Source organism: Neomicrococcus aestuarii (assembly GCF_014201135.1).
Lineage (GTDB): Bacteria > Actinomycetota > Actinomycetes > Actinomycetales > Micrococcaceae > Neomicrococcus > Neomicrococcus aestuarii.
Window position 1 is genome coordinate 2,764,413 of the sequence record NZ_JACHDR010000001.1, and the last position, 14,839, is coordinate 2,779,251.

Annotated in this window: 13 protein-coding genes; 6 read left to right on the forward strand and 7 right to left on the reverse strand. The window is 59.5% G+C overall.

Annotated features, from left to right (window positions below; translation table 11 throughout):
* Positions 1 to 11 precede the first annotated feature (11 nt).
* From hisN to HD598_RS12675, 4 genes are all read right to left on the reverse strand, one after another.
* On the reverse strand, positions 12 to 812 hold the full coding sequence (gene hisN / locus HD598_RS12660; protein WP_071893309.1) for a histidinol-phosphatase: 801 nt from the start codon (positions 810 to 812) through the stop codon (positions 12 to 14).
* An 88-nt stretch (positions 813 to 900) separates the two neighbouring features.
* Positions 901 to 2,010 carry a ribosome small subunit-dependent GTPase A gene (rsgA, locus tag HD598_RS12665; RefSeq protein WP_183666334.1) on the reverse strand — a complete coding sequence of 370 codons (1,110 nt, stop codon included), beginning with the start codon at positions 2,008 to 2,010 and terminating at the stop codon, positions 901 to 903.
* A gap of 3 nt (positions 2,011 to 2,013) precedes the next feature.
* The gene (aroA, locus tag HD598_RS12670; protein WP_409366191.1) at positions 2,014 to 3,432 is read right to left on the reverse strand and encodes a 3-phosphoshikimate 1-carboxyvinyltransferase; all 1,419 of its coding nucleotides are present in this window, start codon (positions 3,430 to 3,432) and stop codon (positions 2,014 to 2,016) included.
* Positions 3,433 to 3,456: 24 nt separating this feature from the next.
* Positions 3,457 to 3,990, reverse strand: coding sequence for a DoxX family protein (locus HD598_RS12675; protein ID WP_071893311.1), 534 nt, complete (start codon positions 3,988 to 3,990; stop codon positions 3,457 to 3,459).
* Positions 3,991 to 4,230: 240 nt separating this feature from the next.
* On the opposite strand from HD598_RS12675, the gene HD598_RS12680 reads away from it, so the two are divergent.
* Positions 4,231 to 4,893 (forward strand): sigma-70 family RNA polymerase sigma factor, encoded by a 663-nt coding sequence (locus HD598_RS12680; protein WP_183666890.1) that lies wholly within the window; start codon positions 4,231 to 4,233, stop codon positions 4,891 to 4,893.
* A complete protein-coding gene (gene rsrA, locus HD598_RS12685) occupies positions 4,890 to 5,153 on the forward strand; it encodes a mycothiol system anti-sigma-R factor (protein WP_071893312.1) in 264 nt (87 codons plus the stop codon). The genes HD598_RS12680 and rsrA overlap by 4 nt, the downstream gene beginning before the upstream one ends.
* 136 nt (positions 5,154 to 5,289) lie before the next feature.
* Here the strand turns inward: rsrA and HD598_RS13875 are convergent, their stop codons facing one another.
* From HD598_RS13875 to HD598_RS12695, 3 genes are all read right to left on the reverse strand, one after another.
* On the reverse strand, positions 5,290 to 5,364 hold the full coding sequence (locus HD598_RS13875) for a 50S ribosomal protein bL37 (RefSeq protein ID WP_104061284.1): 75 nt from the start codon (positions 5,362 to 5,364) through the stop codon (positions 5,290 to 5,292).
* A gap of 141 nt (positions 5,365 to 5,505) precedes the next feature.
* Positions 5,506 to 6,111: a GDSL-type esterase/lipase family protein gene (locus tag HD598_RS12690; RefSeq protein WP_084636892.1), complete on the reverse strand. Its 606-nt coding sequence runs from the start codon at positions 6,109 to 6,111 to the stop codon at positions 5,506 to 5,508.
* Positions 6,112 to 6,198: 87 nt separating this feature from the next.
* On the reverse strand, positions 6,199 to 10,074 hold the full coding sequence (locus HD598_RS12695; RefSeq protein ID WP_183666336.1) for a multifunctional oxoglutarate decarboxylase/oxoglutarate dehydrogenase thiamine pyrophosphate-binding subunit/dihydrolipoyllysine-residue succinyltransferase subunit: 3,876 nt from the start codon (positions 10,072 to 10,074) through the stop codon (positions 6,199 to 6,201).
* A gap of 361 nt (positions 10,075 to 10,435) precedes the next feature.
* Here HD598_RS12695 and HD598_RS12700 point away from each other — a divergent pair, with 361 nt between their 5' ends.
* From HD598_RS12700 to HD598_RS12715, 4 genes are all read left to right on the forward strand, one after another.
* Positions 10,436 to 11,779: a hemolysin family protein gene (locus tag HD598_RS12700; protein WP_183666338.1), complete on the forward strand. Its 1,344-nt coding sequence runs from the start codon at positions 10,436 to 10,438 to the stop codon at positions 11,777 to 11,779.
* Entirely contained in the window at positions 11,776 to 12,870 is a 1,095-nt protein-coding gene (locus tag HD598_RS12705) for a hemolysin family protein (protein WP_183666340.1), read from the forward strand. Before HD598_RS12700 ends, HD598_RS12705 begins: the two co-directional genes overlap by 4 nt.
* A 127-nt stretch (positions 12,871 to 12,997) precedes the next feature.
* A complete protein-coding gene (locus tag HD598_RS12710; RefSeq protein WP_311539039.1) occupies positions 12,998 to 13,999 on the forward strand; it encodes a metal ABC transporter solute-binding protein, Zn/Mn family in 1,002 nt (333 codons plus the stop codon).
* On the forward strand, positions 13,989 to 14,837 hold the full coding sequence (locus HD598_RS12715; protein ID WP_183666342.1) for a metal ABC transporter ATP-binding protein: 849 nt from the start codon (positions 13,989 to 13,991) through the stop codon (positions 14,835 to 14,837). Before HD598_RS12710 ends, HD598_RS12715 begins: the two co-directional genes overlap by 11 nt.
* Positions 14,838 to 14,839: the final 2 nt, after the last annotated feature.

The following is a 14,839-nucleotide window of genomic DNA, read 5'->3' on the forward strand; positions in this document are numbered from 1 at the left end:
CTCGCGTGGGGCTAGGCTTTTTCGCCGATGATATCGAGCGTTGCGTCATGGAGGAGACCGTTCGTGGCGAGCGCGTTGCCGCCGAAGCAGCCATCCTCGCCCTTGAGAGAAGTGAATTTGCCGCCGGCTTCCCAGACGATGGGCACCAGTGCAGCCATGTCATGCAGGTTGAGCTCGGGCTCGGTTGCGATGTCTACTGCGCCTTCGGCGAGGAGGCAATAGGACCAGAAATCGCCGTAGGCGCGGGTGCGCCAAACCTTCTCGTGAAGCTCGAGCATCCGGTCTAGGTCGCCGCGCTCTTTCCAGCCGCCGAGGCTCGCATAGGAAAGGGACGCATCCTCGAGCTGGGAGACCTTGGAAACCCGCAGTGGTGTCGCTGCTGACAGTGACTTTCCGGTGTAGGCGCCGCCGCCTTCGGAAGCCCACCAGCGCTTGCCGAGAGCCGGTGCTGAGACCACGCCCATGACGGGGCGATCCTCGTCAATCAGCGCAATGAGCGTGGCCCACACGGGGACGCCGCGCACAAAGTTCTTGGTGCCGTCAATGGGGTCAACCACCCAGCGGCGAGGACCGGAGCCGGTGGTGCCGAACTCTTCGCCCTGCACGGCGTCACGGTTACGGGAGCGGGCAAGGTGTCCGCGGACAACCTCTTCAGCGAGCTTGTCGGCGTCGGTGACAGGGGTGAGATCCGGCTTGGTCTCCACTTGGAGATCTAGTGCCTTGAATCGTGAAAGGGTCACGGAATCCACAGCGTCGGCAATGACGTGGGCAAGGCGAAGATCTTCTACGTAGGGGGAGGAAGCAAGACTCATGTCCTCCAACTTATCCCAGCTCAGTTCAGAATGCCTGATGCGAAGCGCACTCGTTACAAAGAGGTGGTTCAACTTTCGCGGCTCGCCGTTAGGACTCGCCGAGTGTCTTTTCGGCAGCTTCTTCCTTGACAGAGCTGCCCAAGAGTCGGCGCAATGAGGTGAGGCGGGCGGCGCCGGAAGTTCCGGCGTGACCTTCGGCAACCCAGGCGTCCAGCGCACACTCGGGGGCGTCTTCGAGGTGGGTGCAACCGCGGGGGCAATCCGCCGTAGCTTCCACCAAATCCGGGAAAGCGGAGACCACGTTGTCAGGCTCCACCAGAGCCAAGCCGAACGAGCGAATGCCGGGGGTGTCAATGATCCACGTGCGATCCGGAGCATCCTCCACGCGCAATGCCAAGGCAGAAGAGGACGTGTGCCGTCCGCGGCCGGTGACTTTGTTGACGCCGCCGGTGGCACGATCAGCACCCGTGAGCGCGTTCACGAGGGTGGACTTGCCGACACCCGAGTGGCCAACCACCACGCTGACCTCACCGGAAATCAGTTCTTTGAGCTCATCGAGCGTTGAACGCTGAAGTCGGGCTGACGCCCCGTCTGCTGATCGGGCGTCGATGCCGCTTGCGTTCACGTCCGCGGTACGGCTGACCAAAATGTCGAGTTCAACGCCCGCATAGTTGGCCATGAGCCCGTCAGGCTCTTTGATGTCAGCCTTCGTGATGCACAAGATGGGGTGAATGTTCGCATCAAACGCGGCCACGAGGGCTCGGTCAATGAAGCCCGTGCGAGGTTCCGGGTTGGCGGCCGCCACCACAATGATGAGGTTGTCCGCGTTCGCTACCACGACGCGTTCCACGGGATCCGTGTCGTCGGCGCTGCGCCGCAACAAAGTTTTGCGTTCTTGAATGGTGACAAGACGGGCGAGGCTGTCCGAGGCGCCGGAGGTATCTCCGACTAACCCCACGAAGTCTCCCGGAACTACCGCTTGGCGGCTCAGGCTACGCGCACGAGCAGCCGTGACGAGGCGTTCTTGCGGGGTGTTTTCGTCGAGGATAGCCGTGTATCGTCCGCGGTCCACCGTGACGATTCGACCGATCTCGGCGTCATCGAACGAAGGCCTGTCCTTGGTACGCGGACGGGACCCCTTCTTGTTGGGCCGAACGCGGACATCACTTTCATCAAAAGAACGAGCATCGCGAGCCATGAACTACTCCGCCGATCCCTGGTTTGTAGCGGCCGCGGTGGCGACCACTCGATCCCAGAGCTCGGGGAATTGGGGGAGCGTCTTGGACGTCGTGGCAATATCCACCACGCTCACGTCGGGGACAGCGAGGCCCACCACTGCTCCGGCCGTTGCCATGCGGTGGTCTTCGTAGGACTCCCACACTCCGCCGTGTAAAGGCGCCGGGATGATCTCGATGCCGTCTTCAAGTTCGCGAGCGTTGCCGCCAAGACGATTGATCTCGGTGACCAGCGCTTGGAGGCGATCCGTTTCGTGGCCGCGCAAATGGGCAATGCCGGTAAGGCGCGAGGGGGAGTCGGCCAAGGCCAGGAGGCCAGCCAACGTGGGGGCTAGTTCGCTGGAATCAGCGATCTCTGAGCCCGTGATGGTTTCGCCGCCAGTGACCACGAGGTCCTGACCGCCGCGAGGCCGGGGCACCAGCGTCACGGTGGCGCCGAGCTGCGGCAAGTATTCGCGCCAGCGATCACCCACTTGGGTGGTCTCGGCTGGCCAGCGTTCAATGGTGACCGTGCCATGGGTAGCCAAGGCGGCAGCAAGGAACGGCCCAGCGTTGGACAGATCTTGCTCAATCTCAATGTCGAACGCGTCGATGTTTCCGGGCGAGACGGCCCAGGTCAACGTCTTCGAATCATCAACACGGACACCGAGACCGCGAAGAGCCTCGCTGGTCATACGAATATGGTCAACGCTGGGAACCTTATGACCCTCATGGGTCAGCGTGAGCCCCTTGCTGAAGTGCGCGCCGGCAAGCATGGCAGCGGAAATGAACTGGGACGAACCCGAAGCATCGATGGCCACGGGTCCACCGAGGATAGTTTCTTGACCAATGATCGTGAACGGCAACATTCCGTTCTCGCCACCGCGGATGTCCACGCCCAGAGCGCGCAAGGTATCGAGAATGGGACCCATGGGACGCAATCGCGCAGCAGGATCACCATCAAAGGTCCACTCGCCAGGCGTGAGGGCCGCCAAGAACGGAACAAACCGCATGACAGTGCCCGCGAGACCGCAGTCAATCGTGCCGGAACCGGCCAGCGGGACCCGAGCTGCGTCGTCGTAATCCGAAGAAGCCAAGCGCGGGAAAATCACCAGATCCGGGCCGTAAGAACCGGAACCTGGAACCTCTTCAATCCGGACGCCCAACGTCCGCAACGCGTTCATCATGAGGCGCGTGTCACGCGCGTACAACGGCGCGCGAAGGCGGGAAGGACCCGCCGCAAACGCACCCAACATGAGGTAACGCGCGGTCAAAGACTTAGAACCCGGAAGGGTTAAAGTGACCTTGACCGGCCCCAGAGGCGTGGGGGCCGGCCAAGGATCAGGAAGCGCCACTGAATCGTGATTGCTGAGGGTCGAGGGTACTGACGTCGAATCGTGATGCACTGCGTTCCTGTACGTGATGGTGATTTAGAGACCGAAAGTGTCTTCAACCTTCTTGCGAGCATCCTCAGAGGTGCTGCGAAGGGCCTGCGAAACCTGTGCGTTGGTCTTCTCAATGCTCTTCTTGGCATCAGCGGCCAAGTGCTGAGCACGCCAAGCCAAGCTCGGGTTGCCATTGGTATCAACGGAAGCCAAGAGCACTCCACCGGCCAAACCAATGTTCTTCAAGAACTTCGGAAGCTTCTCTGCATCGGGAGCTTCGGACTGTGCGTCCACCAAAGCGTTCACCAGGGCCGTGCCCACAAGAATTGCCGAAGAGAAACGGGGCATCTTGCCAATAGCGAACATCGAACCCGCAACTACCTGCACGCCACCAAGAACGCGAACCACAAGCTCCGGCTGATTAGCCGCAACGGTGGCCTTCGGGGTGACGGATGCAAGAGTGTTCAAGCTACCCTCAAGCTGCGCGGCAGCTTCCTTAGGGTTACGCAAGCGCTCAAGACCGGTCCAAATGAACGGAGCGGCGAGCATAGGGCGGGCTGCCAAGCGTACAAGCGACATATTGTGCCTCCAAAAGTCGTAGTCGGTTGCTCATCAACCTCTCCCATCTTTGCACTTTTCGCGTCACTTCGCGCACTTGGCACCACCGTCAAGGGAATATCTTCCGCAGGTGGACGGTTGAAACTGACTGAGAATAGCGCGTTGAGTGAAGTGACCACGGTCTTCACCGCATCAAGGAAGGAGGCGCGCATGGCTGTTGCCTCAGCAGTTCTTGACGCCCCCAGCGTAGACTCGTCTCTGATGACCGAGAACCAGTCCACCGATACCATGCCGTCAGGCGCAGAATCTGAAGCGGAGCGTCGCGCTCGCTTTGAAGCGGATGCCCTTCAGTACGTTGACCAGCTGTATTCAGCTGCGTTGCGCATGGCCCGAAATCCGTCCGATGCCGAAGATTTGGTACAGGAGGCGTATACCAAAGCGTATTCGTCCTTCCACCAGTACAAGCCCGGCACCAACCTCAAAGCGTGGCTCTATCGCATTCTGACGAACACGTACATCAACTTGTACCGTAAGCGTCAGCGCGAGCCACTGCGCACGGCCACGGATCAGGTTGAAGACTGGCAGATGGCGCAGGCCGCAGAGCACAGTTCCTCCGGGTTGCGCTCAGCTGAGACCGAGGCGTTGGATCACTTGCCGGATTCTGACGTGAAGAGCGCTCTTCAGTCCATTCCGGAAGAATTCCGCCTTGCGGTGTACTTCACCGACGTCGAAGGCTACTCCTACAAGGAAGTAGCCGAGATCTTGGATGTGCCCATGGGAACTGTGATGTCCCGTTTGCACCGAGGCCGGCGCCAGCTACGCGACCTTCTCGCCGATTACGCCCAAGAACGCGGTTTCACCGCGAAAGACAAAAAGATTGCCGCGGGAGATAAAGCTTCCGCCCCGAAGGAGAAAAAGTCATGAGCGATTGCCAGTCACTCGGCGACTGCGCCGATTCCCGCATTGTGCGTTTGTACGAGTACCTTGATGGTGCCTTGTCCGTTGAGGACATTCACGACATCAAGGTTCACTTGGACTCATGCGTTGATTGCGCGAAGGAACATGACATCGAATGCGTCATTCGTTCTGTCGTGAAGCGCTCGTGCCAGGATCACGCGCCTGCGGACTTGAAGTCCCGCATCATGGGCCGCATCACGGAGATCCACGCGGAGACTCCCGCCTAAACTGCGCAGGATCTTTTAGCTTTAAAAGGAAGAACCGCGGTAGCCGCATAGATCAGTTGATCGGTATGGCTACCGCGGTTCTTGCGTCTGTGGAGGGCTGGTTTTGAGCCGTCTCCTACAACGAGATCCGAGGACCTTATGCGTTTGGACGCTTTCCGTGGTTAGCGCCTCCGCGCTTGCGGTCGCGACGCTTGCGTGCTCGCTTGCTCATGGCTGCCTCCTTACTTCTGCTAAAAATTGCTGCCGTTTAGTCTCTCACGGCAAAGCGGGGGTTGGATAATTCGGATGTACGACGACGCAGCTCGGCTTGAGTGCCCAACTGCGGTGACGCCGTGGTGAAAGCGGGGTGAGGCTAGCCTTCAGAGGGCTGAGGAATGCCCAGCCACTGGTACCAGCCGCGGTGCAGTACGAGCCACGCCATGAGGCCGTAGCCAGCCTGACCGGGTTGGCCGTTGTTCTCGGCGAGGTCACGGCGCCACTGCTCATGGTTGAGCAACGGCGTGTACATGTCCACGAACGCGTGCTGGCGACGGCTTGCGACGTCACCGTAAGCGGCCGAGAGATCAGCGAGGCGAGCATTGCGCTCTGGATCCAAGCTAGGGGGAGGACCTACCACCATGGCTTTGATGCTGAGCTGGCTTGCCGCATCCAAGATGTTGGCGAGGTTCAAGCGGGAGCGTGCCGTGGAGATCTCGAGATCTAAGTCCTTGCTGGTCATGGCAATGACCAGACGGTTTTCAGTCTCTTCGCTGAAACGGCGGCCTACTTCTTCAAGCCAGCGTTGCGAGATGGCTTCTGAACCTTCAGCCGGTGCGGCGAGAACATAGCTTTCGATGCGCACGCTATCAAGCGGGGTGCGTGCAAGTACGCGCCCAAACCACCCCAAAGCGCGCGGATCTCCGTGACCCGCCAAGAGTTCGTCGCCAACGGCGGCAAGCCTAATGGTCCTGGTATCCACGAAAATCCTTTCTAAAGATTGAAATAACCCTAACAGTCACGGTTGTGGGGTCCACGCGCGGCGCGCATGGACCCCACAATTCGTTATTTAGGCTTGGTCAAAAACCTGAGACACCAGCTTGGCGTTCTCTGCTTCGTGGCGCTTGTGAGAGCCGGTAGCAGTGGAAGCCGAGGCCGGACGCGAAGCCAACTTCACAGGGCGTCCTAACTCAGGAACCATGTTCAGTGCCACGAACGGCCATGGTCCCTGGTTGGCAGGCTCGTCCTGAGCCCACACCACGGAAGCGTTCGGGTAGCGATCCAGCTCTTGCTTGATCTCTTCGATCGGTGCCGGGTACAGCTGTTCAACACGAACCAAAGCGGTCTTGGTGTCCTGAGCCTTCGTGCGAGCTGCCAAGAGGTCGTAGTACAAGCGACCCGAGACAAGCACGACGCGCTCGACGTCGTTGCTGTGAACAGCCCGATCGCCGATGACCTTCTGGAAGGAACCCTGCGTGAATTCTTCTACCGAGGAAGCCGCGGCCTTGAGGCGGAGCAACTGCTTGGGGGAGAACACGATCAATGGCTTGCGTGGACGCGAGTAGGCCTGACGACGCAACAAGTGGAAGTGGTTAGCGCCCGTGGTTGGGTGTGCCACCACCATGTTGTCTTCGGCACACATCTGCAAGAAGCGTTCGATGCGTGCGGAGGAGTGGTCCGGACCCTGACCCTCGTAGCCGTGTGGCAAGAGCATGACCAGCGATGAACGCTGAGCCCACTTCTGCTCGGCGGAGGAGATGAACTCGTCGATCACGGTCTGTGCGCCGTTGACGAAGTCACCGAACTGGGCTTCCCACAATACGAGTGCGTTCGGGCGTTCTACGGAGTAGCCGTATTCGAAGGCCAGTGCGGCGTATTCGGACAACAGCGAATCGTAGATGAACAGTTCGGCACCGCGGGCGCTCATCTTCTCCAGCGGAGACCACACCTGGCCGGTCTGGCGATCGTGGAAGACTGCGTGGCGCTGCACGAAGGTGCCGCGACGCGAATCCTGACCCACCAAACGAACCGGGACACCTTCAGCCGTCAAAGAGCCGAACGCAGCGAGCTCTGCGAAGCCCCAGTCGATGCCGCCTTCACGGGACATCTTGGCGCGACGCTCGAGAAGTGCCTTGAGCTTCGGGTGAACCGTGAAGCCTTCTGGGATCTCAACGAAAGCGTCACCGATCTCGGCAAGCTTCTCGGCGGAGATCGCCGTATCCGTCTTGACGAACGGAGCATCCACGTCATCCTGCTGAGAAGCAGGCTTCTCTAGGTCAGCGTTAGTGGAAGAACTGGTCTTGACCACAGGGATCGGCGAGGTCTGAGCCGCGTGAGTTTCCGCGAAGACGCGCTCGAGACGCTCTTGGTAGTCGCGCAATGCCTGATCTGCTTCGTCCTGCGTGATGTCACCACGGCCAACGAGGGCTTCGGTGTACAGGCGGCGGGTGGAACGCTTATTTTCGATGAGGTTGTACATCATCGGCTGCGTCATCGAAGGATCGTCGCCTTCGTTGTGTCCGCGGCGGCGGTAGCACACGAGGTCGATGACAACGTCCTTGTTGAAGCGCTGACGGTACTCGAAGGCCAACTGGGCTACGCGAACCACGGACTCTGGCTCATCGCCATTGACGTGGAAGATCGGAGCCTGAATGGTCTTGGCAACATCGGTGGAGTACGTGGAAGAACGTGCTGCCGATGGAGCGGTGGTGAAGCCAACCTGGTTGTTGACTACCACGTGAACCGTGCCGCCGGTCTTGTAGGCCTCGAGCTGGGACAGGTTCAGGGTCTCAGCAACAACGCCCTGACCTGCGAACGCGGCATCGCCGTGAACGAGGATCGGCAGAACGCTGAAGCGATCCACACCCTGGTCCAAAGTGTCCTGCTTGGCGCGCACAATGCCCTCAAGGACACCGTTGACGGCTTCCAAGTGGGATGGGTTGGCGGCCAAGTAAACCTTGGTCTGGTTGCCGCTGTCAGAGGTGAACTTACCCTCGGTGCCCAAGTGGTACTTCACGTCGCCGGAACCCTGAACAGCGCCTGGATCCTGGATGCCATCGAACTCGCGGAAGACCTGAGCGTAGGTCTTGCCGGCGATGTTGGTGAGCACGTTGAGACGACCGCGGTGAGCCATACCAATCGCTACTTCGCTCAAGCCTTCGTCAGCGGCGTCGGCGATGATCGCGTCAAGCAGCGGAATCAGGGACTCGCCACCCTCAAGGGAGAAGCGCTTCTGGCCCACGAACTTGGTCTGCAAGAAGGTCTCGAATGCTTCAGCGGCGTTCAAGCGGCCCAAGACGCGGAACTGCTCTTCGCGCGTTGGCTTCTCGTAGGAGCGCTCGAGCTTGTTCTGGAACCACTCGCGCTCTTCGGGGTTGCCGATGTGCATGTATTCGATGCCGGTGTAACGGCAGTAGGCATCGCGCAGTACACCCAGGATGGCGCGCAACGGCAAGCGCTGCTTTCCGCCGAAACCGCCCGTGACCCATTCGCGGTCCAGATCCCACAGCGTGAGGCCGTAGGTCTGGATGTCAAGGTCTGGGTGCTTGCGCTGGACGTACTCGAGCGGGTTGGTGTCCGCCATCAAGTGACCGCGTACGCGGTATGCGTGGATGAGTTGCTGGATACGAGCGATCTTGTTGACCTGAAGCTCGATGTCCACCTGGTTGTCCACGGCCCAGCGAACTGGCTCGTAAGGAATGCGGAGCGCTTCAAAGATTTCGTCGTAGAAGTTCTGATCGCCCAAGAGCAAAGACTCGATGAGGCGCAAGAACTCGCCGGAGCCTGCACCCTGAATCACGCGGTGATCGTAGGTGGAGGTCAGCGTGATGATCTTGCCAACGCCCTGAGTGGCGATGATCTTCTCAGAAGCACCACGGAATTCAGCTGGGTACTCGAGGGCGCCGACACCCACGATGGTGGCCTGGCCCTTGGACAGACGAGGAACGGAGTGAACCGTGCCAATGCCGCCCGGGTTGGTCAAAGACACCGTAGTACCGGAGTAATCGTCCATGGTGAGCTTGTTGTTACGGGCCCGCTTGACCAGGTCCTCGTAAGCAGTCCAGAACTCCACAAAGTTCATGGTCTCGGACTTCTTGATGTTTGGGACCACTAAGGTGCGGGAGCCATCTGGCTTTGGCATGTCGATGGCGATACCGAAGTTCACGTGCGCCGGCTGGATAGCGACTGGCTTGCCGTCCTGAATGTCATACGTGACGTTCATGGAAGGGAACTGGGCCAATGCGCGGATGGTTGCATAACCAATCAAGTGCGTGAAGGAGACCTTGCCGCCGCGGGCGCGCTTGAGGTGGTTGTTGATGACAATGCGGTTGTCGATCAACAACTTGGCCGGTACGGCACGAACGGTGGTTGCCGTTGGAACCGTGAGCGAGGCGTCCATGTTGGTGGCAACGGCCTTGGCGACACCCTTCAGAACGGTCACTTCGTCTTCGGCTGGGTGAGCCGAAGCCTTGGCACTCTTGGTAGGAAGCTCAGCAGGGATCGGCTGATTAGCTCGAGCTGCAGGCTTAGCCGAGGCTGGGGTTGCTGGCACTTCAGCCTTGGAGCCCGTCTCGCCGGACGTTGCGGAGGCGGCAGCGTCGGGAACACGTGCTTCGGTGGCGGCGCGTGGAGCGGGGGAGGACTGAGCCGGAGCGGCCGCTGCTGGGGCTGACTGCGCTGGAGCGGCAGCGGGCTTGGCTGGGGCAGAAGCTGGCGGGTTCGCTGGCTTGGCCGGAGCCGAAGTTGATGGGGTTGCGCTTGCGGCTGAAGCGGAGCTAGGCGCGGTGGCGCTGCTGGAAGAAGAATCGCCCATAGCTTCGAAGATGTCCCACCACTTCTTATCTACAGAGTTCTTGTCCCGCAGAAATTGCTGATACAGCTCCTCAACCAGCCATTCGTTGCCGCCGAATTCTTCCGCGAGCCGGCTAAGTGATTGTTCTGGCACGGTAAAAACGCCTCTATTCCTCGGATGTGGTGCAGCTGAAACGGATCCGTTCCACTCCGTGACCATGACTGTATGAGCAACGGTCTGTAGTGCAGAACGCAAGCGAGTTCAAGTCTAATGACTTCGTCAACCATTCCGCCAAGTCCAAGGGGGCGCGTCTCAGGTAACTCGTGGGAAATTCTGTAGAATATAGGAGCACCAGATGATCACCTCGAGAGTGATCTACAAAAAATGGCGAACAGTCGCCGGAAGGAACTACTGACACTTTGGAGTCCTCTAGACCCCGTTCATTTGTGTTCGTTGTCCATTTGTCCCAAGTCACCACTGGCTTGAGCGCACCTTGTGAAGGTGGTGTTCGCTCGTGGAATGGCTTTATCTCTTCCTAGGATTTCTCCTAGTTCTGGGTACCGGCTTCTTCGTTGCGGTGGAATTTTCACTCCTCGCCGTGGACCAGGCTCAGGTACAGCGTTCTATAGACAATAAAGAGCGCGGCGCTGAGGCACTCATGAAGTGTCTGAAATCACTGTCGACTCAGCTCTCGTCTTGCCAGCTGGGCATCACCTTGACCACGCTGTTGACCGGTTACGTCATGGAACCTAGCGTCGGTCGCCTGCTGACGCCACTTCTGGAGGGCTGGGGCGTAGGTCCCGCGTCAGCTGCCATCTCCCTGACCATCTCTATGGTCTTGGCGACGTTGTTCTCGATGGTTCTTGGCGAACTCATTCCTAAGAACCTTGCGATCGCTGCCGGACTGCCGCTGGGCCGCATGCTGGCCCGCCCTCAGCTGATCTTCACGGCCGTGTTCCGCCCCTTCATCTTTGTGTTGAACGGATTCTCTAACAGCGTCCTGAACCTTTTTGGCATGGAAGCGAAGGAAGAGATCTCCGGCGCACGTACTCCGGAAGAGCTGAACTCTTTGCTCCGCCGCTCGGCCGAGCTGGGAACGCTGGACCGAGACACCGCTCGATTCCTCTCTCGCACGTTGGTCTTTTCTGACCGCACCGCTGCCGATGTCATGACCCCGCGAATCCGCATGGAAACCGTGCATCAAGACGCTCCGCTGGACGAAGTGATCGAGCTGTCCCGTCGCACCGGCTACTCGCGCTTTCCCGTGATCGGTGATTCGCCGGATGACATTCTGGGCGTGTGCCACGTCAAAAAAGCTGTGGCAGTTCCGCGCAAGAAGCGCGATGGACTGGTTGCCGGCACTATCAAGAGCGATGTCATCTCCGTGCCGGAAACCGTGCACTTGGATGATCTGATTACCGAACTTCGCGAAGCAAACCTTCAGATGGCTGTCGTGCTGGACGAATACGGTGGCACCGCCGGCGTGGTAACGCTCGAGGATCTTGTCGAAGAAATTGTGGGCGAAGTGACGGACGAGCATGACCCGGTCAAACCCGGCGTCCTGCAGTCCGCCTCCGGCCAGTGGTATTTCCCGGCGATCATGCGCCCTGATGAAGTCAACGAGCAAGTGCCAGGCCTCAAAATTCCTGAGGACGGTTCCTATGAAACCGTGGGCGGCTTCGTGATGGCGGAGCTGGGCCGGATTCCTGCCGAAGGTGACCAAGTCACGTTCGAAGGCGGCGGCCTGACGGTGGTCCGGATGGACGGGCGCCGCGTTGATCGCGTGCGCTTCGTTCCCGAATTTGAGGACGACGACGCTGCACCTGCGGAAGCGCTGAGCGAGGGGAGTACCCGATGAGCGACTGGATGGGTATTGCCTGGCTTGTAGTCCTGTTGATGGCCAACGCGTTCTTCGTGGCCGGCGAGTTTGCCGTCATGTCAGCACGCCGCAGTCAGATTGAACCGCTCGCGGAGACCGGTAACAAGCGCGCGCTCAACGCGCTCAAGGCCATGGAGAACGTCTCCATCATGCTGGCCATTTGCCAGTTGGGCATCACGGTCTGTTCGTTGTTGATCTTGAACGTTGCCGAACCGGCGATTCACCACTTGTTCGCGGTCCCTCTTGAGGCGCTCGGCATACCCGAGCCGATCTCAGACACTGTGGCGTTCTTGCTCGCGCTCTTGATCGTGACCTTCTTGCACGTGACCTTTGGCGAAATGGTTCCTAAGAACATGGCGGTGTCCGTTGCGGACAAGGCCGTTCTGCTCTTGGCGACGCCGCTGCTGTGGCTTTCTAAGATCACCAAGCCAATCGTCTTCTCGCTGAACTGGATCGCTAACCATGCTTTGCGCCTGATGGGTGTGGAGCCCAAGGACGAGGTCACCTCGAGTTACACGATCGAAGAAGTGCAATCAATCGTGGAGGAATCCACGAAGCACGGCACGCTGGATGATGATGCGGGAATTCTTTCGAGCGCACTGGAGTTCTCTGACTACACGGTGGAGAACATCATGGTGAAGCTCGAAGAATTGGTGACCCTACCGGCTGACACCACACCTAAGAGCTTCGAAAAGGCCGTGGGACGTACCGGCTTCTCGCGCTTCGTCATGTTGGATGAGGACGAGGCTTACGCGGGTTACCTGCACCTTAAGGATGTCTTGGCTATTCCTGATTCGCTCTATGGCGAACCGATCTCCGTGACGCGCTTGCGATCCATGGCGAACCTCAAGGCCACGGCGGAAATTGAGGATGCGCTTGCTGTCATGCAGCGCACGGGCTCGCACGTGGCTCGCGTGTTGGATGAGGGTAACTCGACCATCGGCATTCTCTTCTTTGAAGATGTTCTGGAGCAGTTGGTGGGTGAGATTCACGATGCCACCCAGCAACAGGGCTATCGTCGTCGTAATCTCCTGGATGAAGAGGACAGCGAAAGCCGCGCCTCCCGCTAAATGCAAATCGTTCGCATTTGCGATACGCTAGAGAGTACGACGACGCAACCATGCGGCGTCGTACTCTCTGTTTAGCAGTATTCTCAACTTTTATGTCCGCGGCCCTGCCGCTTAGAAAGGTCCCTTCGTGATCTTCCAACCCTCCACCCCGCTCAAGCGCCGTGCCCTCATGGCTCTGGCCCTTCCCGCCGCCATGATGTTGGCAGCGTGTGGTGAGAGCAGCACCGCCACCTCCAGCGCGGGTGCTGCTGACGCCGGGATCTTCGTGGTGGCCTCCACCAATGTGTACGGAAACATCGCCGAGCAAATCGGCGGCGAGCACGTGAGTGTGGACTCCATCATCAATCGCGAGACCCAGGATCCTCACTCGTATGAGGCCACCGCTCAAGATCGGTTGACCGTCTCTAAAGCCAGCTTGGTGATCGCCAACGGTGGCGGGTATGACGATTATCTGGATCAGCTCGTGGCGAGCGATTCAACCCCGGTACTGCACGCCGTGGACTTCGCCGATTCGCCCGCGGAGACTGACGTCGCTGAGAGCTCCGCATCAGCAACCACAGAGCTTGCCAGCGAAGATGCGCACGACGGTCACGATCACTCGGGTAGCGGTAACGAGCATGTCTGGTATGACCTGCACACCATGGAAGCGCTCGCAGAAGGCATCAAGGATCAGCTTGTCACAGCGGATCCTGACAATGCGGACAGCTACGAGGCCAACACCAAGACGTTCGTGGCGTCCCTCGAAGCACTCACCGAACGCACCCACGCGCTCGCAGAAAAGAACGCCGGTAAGAAGTTCGCCATGACGGAGCCAGTTCCGTATTACTTGCTTGCGGAGACGGGCTTCGCAGACGCTACGCCAGAGGGCTTCACTTCCGCCATCGAAGCGGGAAATGACGTCCCAGCGCTCGTAGCCCTGGAGATGGAAGACGCGCTCAAGGCAAAGACCTTCGCGTTCCTCGCGTTCAATCCGCAAACCTCCACGCCGCAAACCGATTCCATTCGCGGGACCGCCGAAGATAACGGCATACCAGTGCTAGATTTTCTGGAGCTCTTGCCAGAAGGCAAGAACTTCCAGGAATGGATGAGCGAGAACATTTCTAGCATCGAGGGCGTCAGTGCCAAGTAGTAACAGTGAACCGGCAGGCCAGATCCAGGCTGCGGAAAAGCGCCAACCTGCCATCGAGCTTCAAGACGCGTGCTTGAGCTTTGGTGAGCGCACCCTCTGGGACAACCTGAGCTTCTCCGTGATGCCCGGCGAATTTGTGGCCGTACTCGGACCGAACGGTTGCGGAAAAACCACCCTGCTGCGGGTGCTCTTGGGCCTCCAAGAACTCGATCGCGGTACGGTCCGCGTTGCAGGTCAGTCCGCGCGCCGCGGAAATCGGGAAGTGGGCTACATTCCCCAGCAGAAGATGCTTCCCGAAAACACGCCGTTGCGCGGCCGTGACCTAGTGGCGCTTGGCGTCCAAGGCCACCGCTGGGGTCCGGGCCTACCGTCCCGCAAGACGAAGGCCCGCGTCAACGAGCTCATTTCGCGAGTGAAAGCGGAGAGCTTCGCTGACCGACCCGTGGGGCTTCTCTCGGGCGGAGAACAGCAGCGCCTTCGCGCGGTGCAAGCCGTGGCTGGCAAGCCGCGCGTGCTGTTGTGCGACGAACCGTTGCTCTCCCTGGACTTGAACCATCAGCGCGCCGTTTCTTCGTTGATCCATCAGCAAACTGTTGATCAGGACTCGGCGGTGCTGTTCGTGACGCACGAAATCAACCCCGTGCTGCCGTTCGTGGACAAAGTGCTGTTCTTGGCCGGTGGGCGCTTCAACATGGGTCACCCTGACGAGGTGCTGACGTCCGAAGTGCTCTCTGACCTCTACGGATCTCACATTGATGTTTTGCGTTCCAAGAACCGCGTCGCCATTGTTGGCTTGCCGGACGGGATTGCTCACAACCACCAAGAAGGGACGTTCTAAGC

What these genes read in the sequence shown, in the direction of transcription:
- hisN (WP_071893309.1), bottom strand. Translation starts at nt 812, where the DNA reads ATGAGTCTTGCTTCCTCCCCCTACGTAGAAGATCTTCGCCTTGCCCAC.
- rsgA (WP_183666334.1), bottom strand. Translation starts at nt 2,010, where the DNA reads ATGGCTCGCGATGCTCGTTCTTTTGATGAAAGTGATGTCCGCGTTCGG.
- HD598_RS12675 (WP_071893311.1), bottom strand. Translation starts at nt 3,990, where the DNA reads ATGTCGCTTGTACGCTTGGCAGCCCGCCCTATGCTCGCCGCTCCGTTC.
- HD598_RS12680 (WP_183666890.1), top strand. Translation starts at nt 4,231, where the DNA reads ATGACCGAGAACCAGTCCACCGATACCATGCCGTCAGGCGCAGAATCT.
- rsrA (WP_071893312.1), top strand. Translation starts at nt 4,890, where the DNA reads ATGAGCGATTGCCAGTCACTCGGCGACTGCGCCGATTCCCGCATTGTG.
- HD598_RS12705 (WP_183666340.1), top strand. Translation starts at nt 11,776, where the DNA reads ATGAGCGACTGGATGGGTATTGCCTGGCTTGTAGTCCTGTTGATGGCC.